The organism is Actinokineospora bangkokensis (assembly GCF_001940455.1).
Classification (GTDB): Bacteria; Actinomycetota; Actinomycetes; order Mycobacteriales; family Pseudonocardiaceae; genus Actinokineospora; species Actinokineospora bangkokensis.
Genome location: NZ_MKQR01000009.1, coordinates 191,705 through 214,304 on the forward strand (window position 1 = coordinate 191,705; position 22,600 = coordinate 214,304).

1 protein-coding gene is annotated in these 22,600 nt (G+C 76.9%); it reads left to right on the plus strand.

What is annotated here, in order from left to right; translation table 11 throughout:
* The first annotated feature begins 21 nt into the window (after window positions 1–21).
* On the plus strand, window positions 22–22,596 hold the full coding sequence (locus tag BJP25_RS35275) for a type I polyketide synthase (protein WP_075974452.1): 22,575 nt from the start codon (window positions 22–24) through the stop codon (window positions 22,594–22,596).
* Window positions 22,597–22,600: the final 4 nt, after the last annotated feature.

The window sequence follows — 22,600 nt, forward strand, 5'->3', positions numbered from 1 at the left end:
CGAACCCGCTGGAGCACGGACATGCGCGCTGACCGACAGAACCCGACCCCCGCCGACCAGCACCCCGAGGACGTCGCGGTCGTCGGCCTCGCCTGCCGGGTGCCCGGTGCCCCGGACCCGCGGGCGTTCTGGCGGCTGCTCGTGGGGGGCGTGGACGCGATCACCGACCCGCCGCCCGGGCGCGAGGTCGCGGGCCGCCGCGGCGGGCACCTCGACGACGTCGAGGGCTTCGACGCCGGGTTCTTCCACGTGTCCCCGCGCGAGGCCGCCGCGATGGACCCGCAGCAGCGGCTGGTGCTGGAGCTGTGCTGGGAGGCGGTGGAGGACGCGCGGGTGCCCGCCGAGCGGTTGCGCGGCAGCCGCACCGGCGTGTTCGTCGGCGCCATCTGGGACGACTACGCCACCCTGCTGCGCCGCTCCGGGCCCGACAGCGCCACCGCGTTCTCGGTCACCGGCCTGCACCGCAGCGTCATCGCCAACCGGGTGTCGCACTTCCTCGGGCTCACCGGCCCCAGCCTCGCGGTCGACTCCGGGCAGTCCTCGTCGCTGCTGTCGGTGCACCTGGCGTGCGAGAGCCTGCGCGCGGGCGAGTCCGAGATCGCCCTCGCGGGCGGGGTCAACCTGAACCTGGCCGAGGACTCCACGGTCGGCGCGGAGAAGTTCGGCGGGCTCTCGCCCGACGGCCGCTGCTTCACCTTCGACGAGCGCGCCAACGGCTACGTGCGCGGCGAGGGCGGCGGCGTGGTCGTGCTCAAGCCGCTCTCGCGCGCGCTGGCCGACGGCGACCCCGTCTACGCGGTCATCCGCGGCAGCGCGGCGGGCAACGACGGCGGCGGCGAGTCGCTGACCGTGCCGCTGCGCTCGGGGCAGGAGGACGTGCTGCGCCGGGCGTGCGCCGACGCGGGCGTGTCGGCGGGGCAGGTGGAGTTCGTCGAGCTGCACGGCACCGGCACCAAGGTCGGCGACCCGGTCGAGGCCGCCGCCCTGGGCGCGGTGCACGGCGCCGCGCCCGACCGCGCGCACCCGCTGCGCGTCGGGTCCGTCAAGACCAACATCGGCCACCTGGAGGGCGCGGCAGGCATCGCGGGCTTCATCAAGGCCGTGCTTTCGCTGCACCACCGCCAGCTGCCGCCGAGCCTGAACTTCGCCCGGCCGAACCCGGCGATCCCGCTCGACGAGCTGAACCTCACCGTGCAGACCGAGGTCGAGCCGCTGCCCGAGGGGCCGGTGCTGGCGGGCGTCAGCTCCTTCGGCATGGGCGGCACCAACTGCCACGTCGTGCTCGCTACCCCCGAGCCCGCTCCCCAGCCCGCCCCGGCAGGCGGGTTCGCCCCCGCCCCCGCCCCCGTCGCGCTGCCCGTCTCCGGCACCACCGACGAGGCGCTGCGCGCCCAGGCCGGGCGGCTGGCCGACCACCTGGAGCAGGAGCCGGGCACCCGGCTCGCGGACGCCGCCTGGTCGGTGGCCACCACCCGCACCGCCTTCGCCCACCGCGCCGTCGTCGTGGCCGAGGACGGCGCCGAGGCCGTGCGCGCGCTGCGGGCGCTGGCGGACGGCGGCGTCGACCCCGCCCTGGTGACCGGTGAGACCCGCACCGGCGGGGTCGGGTTCCTGTTCTCCGGCCAGGGGTCGCAGCGCGTCGGCATGGGCCGCGCCCTCTACGCGGAGTTCCCCGCCTACGCCGCGGCGTTCGACGAGCTGTGCGCCGCGATCGACCCGCTGCTGGGCCGGTCGCTGCTGGAGCTGGTGCACGCCGAGACCGAGGGCGAGTCCCCGCTCGACCGCACCGAGTTCACCCAGCCCGCGCTGTTCGCCGTCGAGGTCGCGCTCGCCCGGCTGCTGGGCGCCTGGGGCATCGAGCCGTCGGTGCTGGTCGGCCACTCCATCGGTGAGCTGGCCGCCGCGCACGTCGCCGGTGTGCTGTCGCTGGCCGACGCCGCCCGCCTGGTGGTCGCGCGCGGCAGGCTGATGCAGGCGCTGCCCGCCGGTGGCGCGATGGTGGCGCTGGAGGCCACCGAGGAGCAGGCCCGCGAGCTGCTGGCCCCCCACGCGGGCCGGGTCGACATCGCCGCGCTGAACGGCCCCGGCTCGGTCGTGGTCTCCGGTGACGAGGACGCCGTCCTCGCCGTCGCCGAGGCCTGCCCCGGCCGCACCAGCAGGCTGCGGGTGAGCCACGCCTTCCACTCCCCGCACGTGGACGCGGTGCTGGAGGACTTCCGCGCCGTCGCGGAGTCGGCCACCTACCACCCGCCGCGCGTGCCGGTCGTGTCCAACCTCTCCGGCGCCCTCGCCACCGGCGACGACCTGGTGACCGCCGACTACTGGGTGCGGCACGTGCGCGGCGCGGTCCGCTTCGCCGACGGCGTGCGCGCCGCGGCCGCCACCGGCGCGGGCGTGCTGCTGGAGATCGGCCCCGGCGGCGTGCTCGGCTCCATGGCCCGCGAGAGCCTGGCGGGCACCGAGGACGCCCCCGAGGTCGTCGCCGCGCTGCGCGCCAAGCGGCCCGAGGCGCGCGCCCTGCTGGCCGCCGTCGGCGCCCTGCACACCCTGGGCACCGACCCGGACTGGGCCGCCCTGCTCCCGGGCGCCCGCCGCGTCGCGCTGCCCACCTACGCCTTCCGTCGCCGCCGCCACTGGCTGCCCACCGAGGGCCCCCGCCGGGGCGGCGCGGCCCCCGACCCGCTGCCCGCGCCGCCCGAGGCGCCCGCCGAGCCCGCCGGTGCCCTGGGCAGGCGGCTGGTGGAGCTGCCCGAGGCCGAGCGCGACCGCGCGGTGCTCGACGTCGTCCGCGCGCACGTCGCCGCCGTCCTCGGGCACGCCGACGCCGCCGAGGTCGACCAGACCAGCACGTTCAAGGAGCTGGGCTTCGACTCGCTGTCCTCGGTGGAGCTGCGCGACGGCCTGGGCGCGGCCACCGGCCTGCGCCTGCCCACCGGGCTGCTCTTCGACCACCCCACCCCCGCCGCCCTGGCCGCCCACCTGCGCGCCGAGGCGCTGGGCCTGGCCGCCCGCGCCGTCGACGACCGGCGCCCGGTGCACGCGGGCGACGAGCCCATCGCCATCGTCGGCATGAGCTGCCGGTTCCCCGGCGGCATCGGCTCGCCGGAGCAGCTGTGGCAGTTCGTCCTCGACGGCGGCGACGCGATCGGGGAGTTCCCCACCGACCGCGGCTGGGACCTCGACGCGCTGTTCGCCGCGGAGCTGGGCTCGGCCACCCGCCGCGGCGGGTTCCTGCCCGGCGCCCCGGAGTTCGACGCCGCCTTCTTCGGCATCTCCCCGCGCGAGGCGACCGCGATGGACCCGCAGCAGCGGCTGCTGCTGGAGGCGTCCTGGGAGGCCTTCGAGCGCGCCGGGGTCGACCCGACCACCGTGCGCGGCGACCGCGTCGGCGTGTTCGTCGGCGCCACCGCGGGCGAGTACGGGCCGCGCCTGGCCGACCCGGCCGAGGGCGTCGAGGGGCACCTGCTCACCGGCACCACCACCAGCGTCGCCTCCGGGCGCATCGCCTACGTCCTGGGCCTGGAGGGCCCGGCGGTCACCGTCGACACCGCCTGCTCGTCGTCGCTGGTCGCCCTGCACCTGGCCGTGCAGGCCCTGCGCTCCGGCGAGTGCACGATGGCCCTGGCCGGTGGCGTCACCGTCATGTCCAGCCCCGGCATGTTCCTGGAGTTCTCCCGCCAGCGCGGGCTGTCCTCCGACGGGCGCTGCAAGGCCTTCGGCGCGGGCGCCGACGGCACCGGCTGGGCCGAGGGCGTCGGCCTGCTGCTGGTCGAGCGGCTCTCCGACGCCCGCAGGCTCGGCCACGAGGTGCTCGCCGTCGTGCGCGGCACCGCGGTCAACTCCGACGGCGCCTCCAACGGCCTCACCGCCCCCAACGGCCCCGCCCAGCAGCGGGTGATCCGCCAGGCGCTCAGCGCCGCCGGGCTCGCCGCCGACGAGGTCGACCTGGTGGAGGCGCACGGCACCGGCACCACCCTGGGCGACCCGATCGAGGCCGAGGCGCTGCTGGCCACCTACGGCCGCGCCCGCCCCGCCGACGCCCCGGTGTGGCTGGGCTCGCTCAAGTCCAACCTCGGGCACACCCAGGCCGCCGCGGGCGTGGGCGGGGTGATCAAGCTGGTGCAGGCCATGCGGCACGGCCTGCTGCCCGCCACCCTGCACGCCGACGAGCCCACCCCGCACGTCGACTGGTCGTCCGGGGCGCTGCGCCTGGTCACCGAGACCGCGCTGTGGCCGGAGACCGGTCGCCCCCGCCGCTCGGCGGTGTCCTCGTTCGGCATCAGCGGCACGAACGCGCACGCCGTGCTGGAGCAGGCGCCCGCCGCCCAGCCCGCCGAGCCCACCCAGCCCGACCAGGTGCCGCCGCTGCTGCCCTGGCTGCTGTCGGCCCGCGACGCCGAGGCCGTCCGCGACCAGGCCGCCCTGCTCGCCGTCGCCGCCGAGGGCGGCGACCTCGACCCCGTCGCCGCCGCGCGCACCCTGGCGACCGGGCGGGCCGTGCTGGAGCACCGCGCCGCCGTCGTGGCCCCCGCGGGCGAGGTCCCGGTGGCCGCCCTGCGCGCGCTCGCCCAGGGCGACCCGCACCCGGCCGTCGTGGAGGGCTCGGGCACCGCGGGTCTGGTGGCGTTCCTGTTCTCCGGTCAGGGTTCGCAGCGCGCGGGCATGGGGCGTGAGCTGTACGAGGCGTTCCCGGTGTTCGCTGAGGCTTTTGACGCTGCGTGCGAGTTCCTGCCTGAGGGTTTGAAGGATGTTGTCTTCGACGTCGAGTCGGAGGAGCTGCGGCAGACCGGGTGGACTCAACCCGCGCTGTTCGCGATCGAGGTTGCGCTGTTCCGCCTGGTTCAGTCGTGGGGTGTCACCCCGGACTTCGTTGCCGGGCACTCCATCGGTGAGATCGCCGCTGCCCACGTCGCCGGTGTGCTGTCCTTGCGGGATGCCGCCACCCTGGTGTCTGAGCGTGCTCGGCTGATGCAGGCATTGCCGACCGGTGGCGCGATGGTCGCTGTCCAGGCGACCGAGGACGAGGTCATCCCGCTGCTGTCGGAGACCGTGAGCATCGCCGCGATCAACGGGCCGCAGTCCATTGTGGTCGCTGGTGATGAGGTCGAGGCGGAGCGGATCGGTGCGCACTTCAAGGAGTTGGGTCGCAAGACTTCGCGCCTGAAGGTGTCGCACGCGTTCCACTCGCCGTTGATGGACCCCATGCTGGACGAGTTCCGGGCCGTGGTCGAGTCCCTGGAGTTCGCCCAGCCGGTCGTCCCCTTCGCCGCGTCCGGTGACGTCACCACCGCCGACTACTGGGTGCGCCACGTCCGCGACGCCGTGCGCTTCGCCGACACCGTGGCGACCCTGCACGCGGCCGGGGTGCGCACCACGCTGGAGATCGGCCCCGGCGGCACCCTCACCGCCCTGGCCCGCGGCTGCGCCCCCGAGCTCACCGCCGTCCCCGCGCTGCGCGCCGACCGCCCCGAGGCCGAGGCCGCCGTCCTGGCCCTCGCCCACGCCGAGGTCGCGGGCGTGCCGGTCGACCGGGCGGCGTACTTCGCCGGGGTCCCGGCGCGGCGCGCCGAGCTGCCCACCTACCCCTTCCGCGGGCAGCGGTTCTGGCTGGAGAACCCGCGCGGGGCCGAGGACCCCGCCGACGCCGTCTTCTGGGCGCAGGTCGAGCGCGAGGACACCACCGCGCTCGCCGCCAGCCTCGGGCTGCCCGCCGACGACCTCGCCGCCGTCCTGCCGCGGCTGTCCGCGTGGCGCCGCGCCCGCCGCGAGAACGCCGTCGTCGACCGCCTGCGCTACCGCACCGCCTGGACCCCCGTCAGCGCGCCCACCGCGCCGCGGCTGTCCGGCACGTGGCTCGTGGTCGGGGACGCGCCCGCCGAGGCCGTCACCGATTACGGCGGCGAGGTCGTGCGCGTCGGGTTCACCGCCGACCGCGCCGCCCTCGCGGCCGCGCTGACCGGGGTCGAGGCCACCGGTGTGCTCGCCGAGCTGCCCGGCACCGCCGACTCCGCCACCCTCGTGCAGGCCCTCGGTGACGCCGGGGTCGAGGCACCGCTGTGGCTGCTGACCCGCGGCGCCGTCCCGGACGACGGCACCGCCGACCCGCGGCGCGCGGGCGTGCTGGGCCTGGGCCGCGTCGCCGCCCTGGAGCACGCGGGCCGCTGGGGCGGCCTGCTCGACCTGCCCGCCGACGGCGAGGTGCCCACCGCGCCCGTCGCCGCGGCCCTCTCCGGTGCCACCGGTGAGCCCGAACTGGCCGTGCGCGACGGCAAGCTGCTCGCCCGGCGCGTCGAGCGCGCCCCGCTCACCGGCCGGGGGGAGTGGACCGCCCGCGGCACCGTCCTCATCACCGGTGGCCTCGGCGCCATCGGCGGGCACGTCGCCCGCTGGGTCGTCGGCCTCGGCGCCGAGCACGTGGTGCTCACCGGCCGCCGCGGCGCCGACACCCCCGGCGCCGCCGAGCTGCGCGCCGAGCTGGTCGAGGCGGGCGCCCGGGTCACCATCGCCGCCTGCGACGCCGCCGACCGGGCGCACCTGGCCCTGCTGCTCGACGACCTGCGCGCCGACGAGCTGCCGCTGACGGCGGTCTTCCACGCCGCGGGCGTGCTCGACGACGGCGTCCTCGACGGGCTCACCCCCGAGCGGCTGGCCGGGGTGTTCGCGCCCAAGGCGGGCGCCGCGGTCGCGCTCGACGAGCTGACCCGCGACGACGACCTCGACGCGTTCGTCCTGTTCTCCTCCATGGTCGGCACCTGGGGCAACCCGGGCCAGGCCGCCTACGCCGCGGCCAACGCCGTGCTCGACGCGGTGGCCGCCCGCCGCGCCGCCGCCGGGCTGCCCGCGCTGTCGGTCGGCTGGGGCTCCTGGGACACCGGCGAGGCGGGCATGGCCGACGGCGCCGCGGGCGAGAACCTGCTGCGCCGCGGCGTGCGCGGGCTGCTGCCCGCCACCGCCCTGGCCGCCCTGCGCGGCGCCCTGGCGGCCGGGGAGACCCGGCTGACCGTCGCGGACGTGGACTGGGAGCGGTTCGTCGCCGCCCTGCCCGCGCCCACCCCCCTGCTGCGCGGCATCCCCGAGGCCAAGGCCGCCCTCGACGCCGCCGCCCCCGCCGCGGGCACCGGGCTCGCGGGCCGCGTCGCCGCCCTGGCCCCCGAGGCGCGCCCGGCGCTGCTGCTCGGCCTCGTCCGCGACCAGGCCGCCGCCGTCCTCGGCCACGGCGACGGCACCGCCCTGGCCGCCGACAAGGCCTTCCGCGACGCGGGCTTCGACTCGCTGGCCGCCGTGGAGTTCCACGGCCGGATGACCGCCGCCACCGGTCTGCGCCTGCCCGCCACCCTCGTCTACGACTTCCCCACCCCCGACGCGCTCGCCGCGCACCTGCTCGACGAGCTCGTCGGCGCCGAGGACACGGGCACCGTGGTGCCCGGGGCGGTCGCCGCTGGCGACGACCCCATCGCCATCGTCGCGATGAGCTGCCGCTTCCCCGGCGGGGTCAGCACCCCCGAGCAGTTCTGGGAGCTGCTGGTCTCCGGCACCGACGCGGTGGGCGGGTTCCCCACCGACCGCGGCTGGGACCTGGAGTCGCTCTACGACCCCGACCCCGACCACGCGGGCACCAGCTACGCCCGGCACGGCGCCTTCCTCGACACCGCCGCCGGGTTCGACGCCGGGTTCTTCGGCATCTCCCCGCGCGAGGCGCTGGCCATGGATCCGCAGCAGCGGCTGCTGCTGGAGGCGTCCTGGGAGGCCTTCGAGCGCGCGGGCGTCGACCCCACCTCGCTCCGGGGCAGCCGCACCGGGGTGTTCGTCGGCACCAACGGCCAGGACTACGGCTCGACGCTGACCAACCCGCCCGGCGACGTGGAGAGCTACCTGCTCACCGGCCGCGCCGCCTCGGTGCTCTCCGGCCGCGTCTCCTACACCTTCGGCTTCGAGGGCCCGGCGCTGACCATCGACACCGCCTGCTCCTCGTCGCTGGTCGCCCTGCACCTGGCCGTGCAGGCGCTGCGCTCGGGCGAGTGCGACCTCGCCCTGGCGGGCGGGGTCACCGTCCTGACCACCCCGCAGCTGTTCGTCGAGTTCTCCCGCCAGCGCGGCCTGTCCACCGACGGGCGCTGCAAGGCGTTCTCCGACGACGCCGACGGCACCGGCTGGGGCGAGGGCCTGGGCCTGCTGCTCGTCGAGCGGCTCTCCGACGCCCGCCGCCACGGCCACGAGGTGCTGGCCGTGGTGAAGGGCTCCGCGGTGAACCAGGACGGTGCGTCCAACGGGCTCACCGCCCCGAACGGCCCGTCGCAGCAGCGGGTGATCCGCCAGGCGCTCGCCGCGGGCGGGCTCACCCCCGCCGACGTCGACGTGGTGGAGGCGCACGGCACCGGAACCGCGCTGGGCGACCCGATCGAGGCCCAGGCGCTGCTGGCCACCTACGGCCGCGACCGCGCGCACGAGCTGCTGCTGGGCTCGGTGAAGTCCAACATCGGCCACACCCAGGCCGCCGCGGGCGTCGCCGGGATCATCAAGGTCGTGCTGGCCATGCGGCACGGCGTCGTGCCCGGCTCGCTGCACGTGGGCACCCCCTCGACCAAGGTCGACTGGGCCGCGGGCGCCGTGCGCGTCGTCACCGGGGCCGAGGACTGGCCCGCGGTGGACCGCCCGCGCCGGGCCGCGGTGTCCTCGTTCGGCATCGGCGGCACCAACGCCCACACCGTGCTGGAGGCGCCGGAACCGGTGGCCGAGCGGGCGCCGGTGCGGGTCGTCGAGGCCCCGGTGGTGCCGTGGGTGCTCTCGGGCCGCGACGCCGCCGCCGTGCGGCGGGTGGCCGGGCGGCTCGCCGCCGTGGAGGGGGACGCGGCCGACATCGCGTACTCGCTGGCCACCACCCGCGCCGCGCTCGACCACCGCGCGTTCGTGGTGGGCACCGACCTGCCGAGCCTGCGCGCCGGGCTGGCCGAGCTGGCCGACGGGCGCGGCGAGGTGCACGAGCTGACCGCGTCCGCCGCGGGCAAGGTCGCGTTCCTGTTCTCGGGTCAGGGTTCGCAGCGCGCGGGCATGGGGCGTGAGCTGTACGAGGCGTTCCCGGTGTTCGCTGAGGCGTTCGACGCTGCGTGCGAGTTCTTGCCTGCTGGGCTCAAGGATGTCGTGTTCGACGTCGAGTCGGAGGAGTTGCGGCAGACGGGGTGGACCCAGCCCGCGTTGTTCGCGATCGAGGTCGCGCTGTTCCGGCTCGTCGAGTCGTGGGGTGTGACTCCGGACTTCGTTGCGGGGCACTCCATCGGTGAGATCGCCGCTGCCCACGTTGCTGGCGTGCTGTCGCTGGCTGACGCGGCTCGCCTGGTGTCGGAGCGCGCGCGGTTGATGCAGGCGCTGCCGAGTGGTGGCGCGATGGTGGCGGTGCAGGCGACCGAGGACGAGGTGCTGCCGCTGCTGTCGGAGTCGGTGAGCATTGCGGCGATCAACGGGCCGCGGTCCGTTGTGGTCGCTGGTGATGAGGTCGAGGCGGAGCGGATCGGTGCGCACTTCGCCGGTCTGGGGCGCAAGTCGACGCGGTTGAAGGTGTCGCACGCGTTCCACTCGCCGCTGATGGACCCGATGCTGGACGACTTCCGCGCTGCCGTGTCCACACTGGACTTCGCGCAGCCGCGGATCCCGTTCGCCGCCTCCGGTGACGTGACCTCGCCCGACTACTGGGTCGAGCACGTGCGCGGCGCAGTCCGGTTCGCGGGCACCGTGGCCGCCCTGCGCGCCGACGGCGTGCGCACGACCCTGGAGATCGGCCCCGGCGGCGTGCTCACCGCGCTGGCCCAGCAGAACGCCGACGACCTCGTGGTCATCCCCGCGCTGCGCGCCGACCGCCCCGAGGCCGAGGCCGCCGTCACCGCCCTGGCCCGGCTGCACACCACCGGCGTCCGGGTGGACTGGGACGGGTTCCTCGCGGGCACGGGTGCCCGCCGGGTCGCCCTGCCGACCTACCCGTTCGCCGAGGACCGCTACTGGTTGGCCCCCTCCGCCGCCACCGGCGACGTGTCCGCCTTCGGCCTCGACGCCCTCGACCACCCGCTGCTCGGCGCCGCCGTGCCGCTCGACGGCGGCGACGCGCACGTGCTCACCGGCAGGCTGGCCCTGCGCGAGCTGCCCTGGCTGGCCGACCACGCCGTCGACGGCGCGGTGCTGCTGCCCGGCACGGCGTTCGCCGACCTCGCCCTGCGCGCGGCGGCCGAGACCGGCTGCGCGGGCGTGGAGGACCTGACCCTGGAGGCCCCGCTGGTGCTGCGCGGCGAGGCCGCCACCACCCTGCAGGTCTCCGTGGGCGCCGACGAGGGCGGCAGGCGCGCGCTGGCCGTCTACTCCCGCGCCGGGGTCGACGAGCCGTGGACCCGGCACGCCAGCGGCTTCGCCACCACCACCGCCCCGCCGGAACCCGCCACCGACCCGGTGTGGCCGCCCGCGGGTGCCGAGCCGGTCGACGTGGCCGGTTTCTACGAGCGGCTGGCGGGCTTCGCCTTCGCCTACGGGCCCGCCTTCCGCGGCCTGCGGGCGGCCTGGCGGCACGGCGAGACCGTGCACGCCGAGGTCGTGCTGCCCGAGGAGGCCGGGGACACCGCCGGGTTCGGCGTGCACCCCGCGCTGTTCGACGCCGCGCTGCACGCGGTGTGGCTGGGCGCGGTCTCGCCCGACGAGCGCACCGGCCGCGGCCTGCTGCCCTTCGCCTGGACCGACGTCCGCCTGCACGCCGCGGGCGCCTCGACCGTCCGCGTCGCGGTGACCCCGGTCGGCACCGACACCGTCTCGGTGGAGCTGTCCGACACCGAGGGCCGCCCGGTCGCCTCCGTGGGCGCGCTCGCCCTGCGCGCGGTCTCCGGCGACGACCTGGGCTCGGCCGCCGCGCCGCTGTTCGACGTGGAGTGGACCCGGGTCCCCGCGACCCCGGTCGACCCGGCGGGCGCCACCGTCGCGGTCTGCCCGGACGGCGACGCCCACGGCAACGCCGAGTGGGCCCTCGACGCCCTGCGCGGCTGGTTGGCCGCCGACACCGATGGCCAGCTGGTCGTCGTGACCCGGGGCGCGGTCGCGGCGGGCTCGCCCGCCGACCCGGAGCAGGCCGTGGTGTGGGGCCTGGTGCGCGCGGCGCAGGCCGAGCACCCGGACCAGGTCGTCCTCGTGGACGTCGAGCCGGGGGCGGGGGTCGTGGCCGACGCCGTGGCGGCCGTCCTGGGCTCCGGCGAGCCGCAGGCCGCGGTCCGCGGCGGCGAGGTCCTGGTGCCGCGCCTGGCCCGGGTCACCGGCACCGGCGGCAGCACCGGCTTCGGGGACGGCGCGGTGCTCATCACCGGCGCCTCGGGCACCCTCGGCGGGCTCATCGCCCGCCACCTGGTGACCACCCACGACGTGCGGTCGCTGCTGCTGGTCAGCCGCCGCGGCGCGGACGCCCCCGGCGCGGCCGAGCTGGCGGACGAGCTGTCCGCGCTCGGCGCCGAGGTCACCTGGGCCGCCGCCGACGTCGCCGACCAGGGCGCCGTCGACGCGCTGTTCGCCGCGCACCGCGTCACCGGTGTCGTGCACACCGCGGGCGTGCTCGACGACGGCGTCGTCGACGCGATCACCCCGCAGCGGCTCGCCGCGGCGTTCCGGCCCAAGGTCGACGCCGCGCGGGCGCTGGACGCGGCCACCCGCGCCGCGGGCGTGGCGCAGTTCGTCCTGTTCTCCTCGGTGGCGGGCCTGCTCGGCACCGCCGGGCAGGGCGCCTACGCCGCCGCCAACACCTACCTCGACGCCCTCGCCACCCGCCGCCACGCCGACGGCCACCCGGCCACCGCGCTGGCCTGGGGCCTGTGGGCGCAGGCCAGCGGCATGACCGGGGCGCTGGGCGAGACCGACCTGCTGCGCCTGCGCCGCACCGGCCTGGCCCCGATCCCCTCGGCGGAGGGCTTGGCGCTGTTCGACGCGGCGCTGGCCGCCGGGCGGCCCACCGCCGCCCCGGTCCGGCTCGACACCGCGGGGCTGCGCGCCGCGGGCGGCCCGGTGCCGCCGCTGCTGCGCGGCCTGGTGCGCCCGGCGGTCCGCCGGGTCACCGAGCGCACCGCGGCCGAGGGCCGCACCCCGCTGCTGGCCGCGGTCGCGAACCGCCCCGAGGCCGAGTGGGACGACGCCCTGCTGGAGCTGGTGCGCGCCCAGGTCGCCGACGTGCTCGGGCACAGCGACCCGCACGCCATCTCCGCCGACCGGCCGTTCAAGGACATCGGCTTCGACTCGCTGACCTCGGTCGAGCTGCGCAACCGGGTCAACGCCGTCGCCGGGCTGCGGCTGCCCGCGACCCTGGTGTTCGACCACCCCACCCCCGCCGCCCTGGTGCGGGTGCTGCGCGAGCAGTTGGGCGCGGCGGACACCCCGGTGCGCACCGCCGCCACCAAGACCCGGTCGAGCGACGACCCGATCGCCATCGTCGGCATGGCCTGCCGCTACCCCGGCGGGGTCAGCTCGCCGGAGGAGCTGTGGCAGCTGGTGTCCGAGGGCCGTGACGCCATCTCCGGGTTCCCCACCAACCGCGGCTGGGACCTCGACGCCCTCTACGACGCCGACCCGGCGCACTGGGGCACCTCCTACGCCAGGGAGGGCGGCTTCCTGCACGACGCCGCCGACTTCGACGCCGAGTTCTGGGGCATCAACCCGCGCGAGGCGCTGGCCATGGACCCCCAGCAGCGGCTGCTGCTGGAGACCGCCTGGGAGGCCTTCGAGCGGGCGGGCATCGACCCGGCCACCGCGCGCGGCAGCCGCACCGGCGTCTTCGCGGGCGTGATGTACCACGACTACGGCGGCCGGGTGGCCAACGCGCCCGACGGCCTGGAGGGCTACCTGATCAACGGCAGCGCGGGCAGCGTCGCCTCCGGCCGGGTGGCCTACGAGCTCGGGCTGGAGGGCCCGGCGGTCACCGTCGACACCGCCTGCTCGTCGTCGCTGGTCGCGATGCACTGGGCGATCCAGTCGCTGCGCTCGGGCGAGTGCGCCATGGCGCTGGTCGGCGGCGTCACCGTGATGGCCTCCCCGCAGGTGTTCGTCGAGTTCTCCCGCCAGCGCGGGCTGTCCCCGGACGGGCGCTGCAAGGCCTTCGGCGCCGGGGCCGACGGCACCGGCTGGGCCGAGGGCGCGGGCATGCTGCTCGTCGAGCGGCTCTCCGACGCGCGCCGCAACGGCCACCGGGTGCTCGCGGTCGTCCGCGGCTCCGCGGTGAACCAGGACGGCGCCTCCAACGGCCTCACCGCCCCGAACGGCCCCGCGCAGCAGCGGGTCATCCGCGCCGCGCTCGACGCCGCGGGCCTGACCCCGCGCGACGTCGACGCCGTCGAGGCGCACGGCACCGGCACCTCGCTCGGCGACCCCATCGAGGCCCAGGCCGTGCTCGCCACCTACGGCCAGGACCGCGACACCCCGCTGTGGCTGGGCTCGCTGAAGTCCAACATCGGCCACACCCAGGCCGCGGCGGGCGTCGGCGGCGTCATCAAGACCGTCATGGCCCTGCGCGCCGGTGTCCTGCCGCGCACCCTGCACGCCGACGAGCCCAGCCCGCACGTGGACTGGACCGCGGGCGAGGTGCGCCTGCTCACCGAGGCGGTGCCGTGGCCGGAGACCGGCCGCCCGCGCCGCGCCGGGGTGTCGTCGTTCGGCGTGAGCGGCACGAACGCCCACGTCGTGCTGGAGGTCGCGGACGAGCCCGCGACCGCGCCGGAGCCGGTGGTCGTGCGCCGCCCGGTCGTGCCGTGGGTGCTGTCGGGCCGCACGCCGGAGGCCGTGCGCGGCCAGGCCGCCGCCCTGGCGCCGCTGGACGCGGGTGCCCTCGACACGGCGTTCTCGCTGCTGACCACGCGGTCGTCGCTGGAGCACCGGGCCGCGGTCGTGGGCGCCGACCTCGACGAGCTGCGCGCGGGCCTGGCCGCCGTCGCCGAGGGCCGGGCACCGGTGTCCGGCAGTGGTGGGGTCGGGCGGGTGGCGTTCCTGTTCTCGGGTCAGGGTTCGCAGCGCGCGGGCATGGGGCGTGAGCTGTACGAGGCGTTCCCGGTGTTCGCTGAGGCGTTCGACGCTGCGTGCGAGTTCTTGCCTGCTGGGCTCAAGGATGTCGTGTTCGACGTGGAGTCGGAGGAGTTGCGGCAGACGGGGTGGACCCAGCCCGCGTTGTTCGCGATCGAGGTTGCGCTGTTCCGCCTGGTTCAGTCGTGGGGTGTCACCCCGGACTTCGTCGCCGGGCATTCCATCGGTGAGATCGCGGCGGCTCACGTGGCCGGTGTGCTCTCGCTGGCGGACGCGGCCAAGCTCGTCTCCGAGCGCGCCCGTCTCATGCAGGCGTTGCCCACCGGTGGCGCGATGGTCGCTGTGCAGGCGACCGAGGACGAGGTGCTGCCGCTGCTGTCGGAGTCCGTCAGCATCGCCGCGATCAACGGGCCGCAGTCCATTGTGGTCGCTGGTGACGAGGTCGAGGCCGAGCGGATCGGCGCTCACTTCACCGGTCTGGGGCGCAAGTCGACGCGGTTGAAGGTGTCGCACGCGTTCCACTCGCCGCTGATGGAGCCGATGCTGGCGGAGTTCCGGGCGGTCGTCGAGACCCTGCGGTTCACCGAACCCACCACCGAGTTCCTCGCCTCCGGCGACGTCACCACCCCGGACTACTGGGTGGACCACGTCCGCGACGCCGTGCGCTTCGCCGACACCGTGCGCGCCCTGCACGAGCGCGGTGTGCGCACCACGCTGGAGATCGGGCCCGGCGGCACCCTCACCGCCCTGGCACCGCAGACGGCCGACGACCTCACCGCCATCCCGGTGCTGCGCGCCGACCGGCCCGAGGCCCACGCCGTCGTCACCGCCGCGGCCGCGCTGCACTGCGCGGGCGGCCGGGTCGACTGGGCCGCGTACTTCGCAGGCACCGGCGCCCAGCGCGTCGACCTGCCCACCTACGCCTTCCAGCGCACCCGGTTCTGGCTGGACCTGCCCGCGGGCACCGGCGACCTGCGCGCCGCCGGGCTCGACGCCCCCGGGCACCCGCTGCTCGGCGCCGCCGTGCCGCTGGCCGAGGGCGACGGGCTCGTCCTCACCGGCGCCCTGTCCGTCGCGGCGCACCCGTGGCTGGCCGAGCACACCGTGTCCGGCGCGGTGGTCGTCCCCGGCACCGCGCTGGTCGACCTGGCCATCCGCGCCGCCGACGAGGTCGGCTGCCCCGGCGTCGACGACCTGACGTTGCAGTCCCCGCTCGTGCTGCCCGCCACCGGCGCGGTGGTCGTGCAGGTGAGCGTGGACGAGGAGGTCGTGGACCAGCCCGACGGCGTCTCCCGCCGCGCGCTGGCCATCCACTCCCGCCCGGCCGACGCGCCGGGGGCGCCGTGGACCCGGCACGCCACCGGTCTGCTCGCCGCCGACGCCGAGGACGAGGCCGACGACCTCACCGCCTGGCCGCCGCCGGGCACCCCGGCCGACGTCGAGGCGCTGCGCGCCGCCCTCGCCGCGCGCGGCCTGGGCTACGGCCCGCTGTTCCAGGGCCTGCGCGCGGCGTGGGTCGACGGCGAGCAGGTGCACGCCGAGGTCGCGCTGCCCGAGGGCACCGACGTCACCGACTTCGGCCTGCACCCGGCGCTGTTCGACGCCGCGCTGCACTCCAGCGCCCTGCTCTCCGCCGACGACAGTGCGCCAAGGCTGCCGTTCGCCTGGCAGCAGGTGCGCCTGCACGCCGCCGGAGCCACGGAGCTGCGCGTCCGCATCACCGCCGTTGGCGGGGACGCGGTGTCCCTGCTGCTCGCCGACGCCACCGGCGCGCCGGTCGCCACGGTGGGCGCGCTGACCCTGCGCCCCCTCACCGGCGAGGTCACCGCCACCACCGCGCTCGACCTGTTCGAGCTCGGCTGGACCCCCCTGGACCCGGGCACCACCCGGGTCGAGGTCGCGGTGGCCGAGTGCCCGACCGGCGACGCCCGCGCCACGACCGGCTGGGCGCTCGACGCGGTCCGCGCCCACCTCGACGGCGCCGGCGCCGACAGTGGTGACGGCGACAGTGGTGACGGTGACAGCGGCGACCGCGTGCTCGCCGTCGTCACCCGCGGTGCCACCGGCGACAACCCGGACCCGGACCAGGCCGCCGTGTGGGGCCTGGTGCGCGCCGCCCAGTCGGAGAACCCCGGGCGCCTGCTGCTGGTCGACCTCGCCCCCGGCGAGCCCGTGCCGGACCTGGCCGCCCTGGCCGGGTCGGCGGAGCCGCAGTGGGCGCACCGGGACGGGACGTGGGCCGTGCCGCGCCTGGCCCGGGTCGCCGCCGACCCGGCGGCGGTGGCCGACTTCGGCGCAGGCACCACCCTGGTCACCGGCGCGTCGGGCACCCTGGGCGGGCTCGTCGCCCGGCACCTGGTGACCCGGCACGGCGTGGCGTCGCTGCTGCTGGTCAGCCGCCGGGGCGCCACCGCGCCCGGCGCCGCCGAGCTGGAGGCCGAGCTGGTGGGCCTGGGCGCGCGGGTCCGCTGGGCCGCGTGCGACCTGGCCGACGCGGGCGCCGTGGCCGAGCTGGTCGCGGGCGCCGACCTCAGCGCCGTGGTGCACACCGCCGGTGTGCTCGACGACGCCGTGGTCACCGCGCTGACCCCGGAGCGGGTCGACGGGGTGTTCCGGCCCAAGGTCGACGCCGCCACCCACCTGCACGAGGCCACCGCGGGCACCGACCTGGCGCAGTTCGTCCTGTTCTCCTCGGTGTCCGGCGTGCTGGGCAGCAGCGGGCAGGGCAACTACGCCGCCGCCAACACCCACCTCGACGCCCTCGCCGCCCGCCGCCGCGCGGCCGGGCTGGTCGCCACGTCCCTGGCGTGGGGCCTGTGGGCGCAGGGCAGCGACATGACCGACGCGCTGGACGAGGCCGACCTGGCCCGCATCCGCCGCACCGGCCTGCGCCCGCTGCCCTCGGCGGAGGGCCTGCGGCTGCTCGACGCCGCGCTGGCCACCGACCGGGCCGCGCTCGTCCCCGCCGGGGTGGACACCGCCGCCCTGCGCGAGGTCGAGGTGGTGCCCCCGGTGCTGCGCGGCCTGGTCCGCGGCCGCGCCCGGCGCACCGCCGCGGCCGCCGCGGGCACCGCCTTCGCCGACACCCTGGCCGCGCTGCCCGCCGCCGACCGCAGGAAGAAGGTGCTCGCCGCGGTCACCGCCGCCGTCGCGGAGGTGCTGGGCCACGCGCCCGGCACGGCCGTCGACCCGGAGCGGGCGTTCACCGACATCGGGTTCGACTCGCTGACCGCGGTGGAGCTGCGCAACCGGCTCGGCGCGGCGGTCGACCTGCGGCTGCCCGCCACCCTGGTGTTCGACTTCCCCACCCCGTCCGCGCTGGCCGCGCACGTGCTGGCCGAGGTCGCGGGCGGTCTCGACGACGGCCCCGGCGCCGAGGTGGCCACCGCCTCCGACGAGCCGCTGGCCATCATCGGCATGGCCTGCCGGTTCCCGGGCGGGGTGAGCACCCCCGAGCAGCTGTGGGAGCTGGTGCTGGCGGGCACCGACGCCATCACCGGGTTCCCCACCGACCGCGGCTGGGACCTCGACGCCCTCTACGACACCGACCACACCGTGCAGGGCACCACCTACACCCGCCACGGCGGCTTCCTGCACGACGCCGCCGACTTCGACCCGGAGTTCTTCGCGATCAAGCCGCGCGAGGCGCTGGCCATGGACCCGCAGCAGCGGTTGCTGCTGGAGACCACCTGGGAGGCCTGCGAGCGGGCGGGCATCCCGGTGGACTCGCTCAAGGGCACCAGGACCGGCGTGTTCGCCGGGATCATGTACCACGACTACGCCAGCCGGGTCACCGAGCCGCCGGAGGGCCTGGAGTCCTACCTCGGCAGCGGCAGCGCGGGCAGCATCGCCTCCGGCCGGGTGTCCTACACCTTCGGCTTCGAGGGCCCGGCGGTCACCGTCGACACCGCGTGCTCGTCGTCGCTGGTGGCCCTGCACCTGGCCGGGCAGGCGCTGCGCAGCGGGGAGTGCTCGCTGGCCCTCGTCGGCGGCGCGACCGTGATGGCCACGCCCACCTCCTTCGTGGAGTTCGCCCGCCGCAAGGGCCTGTCCCCGGACGGGCGGTGCCGGGCCTTCTCCGACGCCGCCGACGGCACCGGCTGGGCCGAGGGCGCGGGCATGCTGCTGGTGGAGCGGCTGTCCGACGCCCAGCGCAACGGGCACCGGGTGCTGGCGGTCGTGCGCGGCACGGCGGTCAACCAGGACGGCGCCTCCAACGGGCTCACCGCCCCGAACGGGCCGTCGCAGCAGCGGGTCGTGCAGGCGGCGCTGCGGGCCGCGGGGCTGAGCCACACCGAGGTCGACGCCGTGGAGGGCCACGGCACCGGCACCCGCCTGGGCGACCCGATCGAGGCCCAGGCCCTGCTCAACACCTACGGCCAGGACCGCGAGGTCCCGCTGTGGCTGGGCTCGATCAAGGCCAACATCGGCCACACCCAGGCCGCCGCGGGCGTCGCGGGCATCATCAAGATGGTGCACGCCATGCAGCACGGCGTGCTGCCGCGCACCCTGCACGTCGACGCGCCGTCCTCGCACGTGGACTGGACGTCGGGGCAGGTCCGGCTGCTCACCGAGGACACCGCGTGGCCGGAGACCGGGCGCCCGCGCCGGGCGGCCGTGTCGTCCTTCGGCATCAGCGGCACCAACGCCCACACGGTGCTGGAGCAGGCCCCCGAGCCCACCCCGGCACCGGCGGCACCGCAGGCGCCCGCGCTGGCGTGGGTGCTGTCCGGCCACACCCCCGAGGCGGTGCGGGCGCAGGCCGCGCGGCTCGCGGACGTGGCCGCCCCCGCCGCCGACATCGCCTACTCGCTGGCGGTCTCGCGCTCGGTGCAGGCCCACCGCGCCGCGGTGGTCGGCGCCGACGAGGCGGAGTTGCGCGCCGGGCTGGCCGCGGTCGTCGACGGCCGGGCGCCCATCTCGGGCACCGGCACCCCGGGCGAGGTCGCGTTCCTGTTCTCCGGTCAGGGTTCGCAGCGCCCGGGCATGGGCCGCGAGCTGTACCAGGCGTACCCGGTGTTCGCCGCGGCGTTCGAGGCGGCGTGCGCCGTGCTTCCCGCGGGGATCAAGGACGTCGTGTTCGACACCGAGTCCGAGCAGTTGAAGCAGACGGGGTGGACGCAGCCGGCGCTGTTCGCGATCGAGGTCGCCCTGTACCGGCTGGTCGAGTCGTGGGGCGTGCGGCCCGACGTGGTGGCGGGCCACTCCATCGGTGAGATCGCCGCCGCGCACGTGGCCGGGGTGCTGTCCCTGGCGGACGCGGCCAAGCTGGTGTCTGAGCGGGCCCGCCTGATGCAGGCGTTGCCCACTGGTGGCGCGATGGTGGCGGTGCAGGCGACCGAGGACGAGGTGCTGCCGCTGCTGACCGACACCGTGGGCATCGCGGCGATCAACAGTCCGCAGTCCGTTGTGGTCGCGGGTGATGAGGTTGAGGCGGAGCGGATTGGTGCTCACTTCGCGGAGTTGGGTCGCAAGACTTCGCGGTTGAAGGTGTCGCACGCGTTCCACTCGCCGTTGATGGACCCGATGCTCGACGAGTTCCGCGCGGTGGTCGAGACGCTGACCTTCGCGCAGCCCACGATCCCGTTCGCCACCAACGGCGACGCCACCGAGCCCGGGTACTGGGTGCGCCACGTCCGCGACGCCGTGCGCTTCGCCGACACCGTGCGCACCCTGCACGAGCGCGGTGTGCGCACCACGCTGGAGATCGGCCCCGGTGGGACGCTGACCGCGCTGGCCCAGCAGAACGCCGACGACCTCACCGCCGTCCCGGTGCTGCGCGCCGACCGGCCGGAGCCGCTCGCCGCGGTCACCGCGCTGGCCACCGCGCACTGCGCGGGCGTCCCGGTCGACTGGGCCGCCGTCGTCACCGGCAACCGGGTCGACCTGCCCACCTACGCCTTCCAGCGCAGGCGGTTCTGGCTCGACGCCACGACCTCGCGGGCCGACGTGCGCGCCGCGGGCCTGGACGTGGCCGGGCACCCGCTGCTCGGGGCCGCGGCCCCGGTCGCGGGCGGCGACGGGCACCTGCTCACCGGCGCGCTGTCGCTGCGCACCCACCCGTGGCTGGCCGACCACGCGGTCGCGGGCTCGGTGATCCTGCCCGGCACCGCGTTCGTCGAGCTGGCCACCCGGGCGGGCCAGGAGACCGGCTGCCCGGTCCTGGTCGACCTCACCCTGGAGGCGCCGTTGGTCGTCCCGGACACCGCGGCGGTGGCCCTGCAGGTCTGGGCGGGCGCGCTGGTGGACGGGCAGCGGCCCTTCACCGTGCACACCCGCGACGAGGACGGCGGGTGGACCCGGCACGCCACCGGCGTGCTCGGCACCACCGCCCCGGCCGCCCCCGCGGCCCCGGCGCAGTGGCCGCCCGCGGGCGCCGAGCCGGTCGGCGCGGACGAGCTGGCGGACTTCTACGCCGACCTCGCCGGGACGGGCCTGGACTACGGCCCGGTGTTCCAGGGCCTGCGGGCCGCCTGGCGTGACGGAGAGGTGGCGCACGCCGAGGTGGCGCTGCCCGAGGCCACCGCGGTCGACGGGTTCGCCCTGCACCCGGCGCTGTTCGACGCCGCGCTGCACGCCATCGCCCTCAGCGGCGCGGGCCGCGGCGACGGCGGGCCCCGCCTGCCCTTCGCCTGGGGCGGTGTCCGCCTGCACGGCGCGGGCCGGTCGAGCGGGGTGCGCGCGCTGCGGGTCACGGTGACGCCGACCGGCTCGGGCGAGGTCGCGCTCAGCGCCACCGACCCGTCCGGCACCCCCGTCGTCACCGTGGGGTCGTTGGTGCTGCGGCCGTTCACCCCGCCGAACGCGGGCGTGGACGACCTCTACGGCGTCGACTGGGTCACCGGCCCGGCCGCCGCGGGCACCGCCGAGGTCGAGGTCGCCGAGTGCCCGGGCGGCGACGCCCGAGCCGCGGCGGGCTGGGCGCTCTCGCTGGTGCACGAGCGGTTGGCCGGGGGCAGCTCGACCCCGCTGGTGATCGTCACCCGCGGCGCCGTGGCCGTCACCCCGGACGAGCTGCCCGACCCGGCGCAGGCCGCGGTGTGGGGCCTGGTCCGCACCGCGCAGACCGAGGAGCCGGACCGGTTCGTCCTGCTCGACCTGGCCGCGGGCGCCGACCTGCCCCGGGAGCTGGGCGGGCTGGTGGCCACCGGGGAACCGCAGTGGGCCGTGCGCGGCGAGCGCGCCGCCGTGCCCAGGCTGGTCAAGGTCTCGGCGCGGGCGCCGGAGGCGCCGCTGTTCGGCGCCGGGACGGTCATGGTCACCGGTGCCTCGGGCACCCTGGGCGGCCTCGTCGCCCGGCACCTGGCCGCCGAGCACGGCGTCCGCTCGCTGCTGCTGGTCTCCCGGCGCGGCGGCGAGGCGCCCGGCGCGGTGGAGCTGGAGGCGGAGCTGGCCGCCCGCGGCGCCCAGGTGCGCTGGGCCGCGGCCGACCTCGGTGACCCGACCGCGGTGGCCGAGCTGGTGGAGTCGGCCAGGATGGTCGCCCCGCTCTCCGCGGTGGTGCACGCCGCGGGCGTGCTGGACGACGCGGTGATCACCGCGCAGACGCCGCAGCGCCTCGACGGGGTGTTCCGCCCCAAGGTCGACGCCGCGCTGCTGCTCGACGCGGCGACCGCCGGGCTCGACCTGGCGCAGTTCGTGCTGTTCTCCTCGGCGGCGGGCGTTCTCGGCGCCGCCGGGCAGGCGAACTACGCCGCCGCCAACACCACCCTGGACGCCCTCGCCCAGCGGCGCCGCGCCGAGGGCAGGCCGGTGACCTCGCTGGCCTGGGGCCTGTGGCAGCAGGACAGCGACCTCACCGCGAGCCTGGGCGAGGCGGACAAGGCGCGGATGGCGCGCGGGGGAGTGCTCCCGCTCGCCAGCGCCGACGGCCTGCGGCTGCTCGACGCCGCGCTGGTCAGCGGTCGGGCCGCGCTGCTGCCCGCCGCGCTGGACCTGGCCTCGGTGCGCCGGGCGGACACCGTGCCGCCGCTGCTGCGCGGGCTGGTGCGCACCCCGGCCAAGGCCGCCACCACCGCGGCCCCGGCCGCGGCGGGCCCCGGGCTCGTCGAGCGGCTGGCCCGGCTCGGCGCCGAGGAGAAGGCGGCGGAACTGCTGCGGGTGGTCTGCGCGGAGGTCGCGGAGGTGCTCGGCCACGGCGACGCCGCCGCGGTCGACGTCGACGCGGCCTTCGGGGAGATGGGGTTCGACTCGCTCACCGCGGTGGAATTGCGGAATCGACTCGGGAAGGTGACCGGGTTCACCCTCGGCGCGGGATTGGTGTTCGACCACCCGGCGCCGGTCGCGCTCGCCGCGCACTTGGGCGACCTGCTCGCCAAGGCGGGCCGCCGACCGGTCGACTCCCTACTTGAAGAACTCGATTCCCTCCAACAGGATCTGTTGGGCAGGGCCCAGGACGACGGGGGTCGTGCGGCCGTCACCCAGCGGTTGCAGCAGGTGCTGGACAGCCTCGGCGCACCGGCGGTGGGTGCGCACGCCCCCGCCGGGGAGCACGAGGACATCGCCGGCGAGGAATGGGAAACGGCGACGGACGACGAGATGTTCGATTTGCTCGGAAAGCGGTTCGGGATCTCCTGAGGCG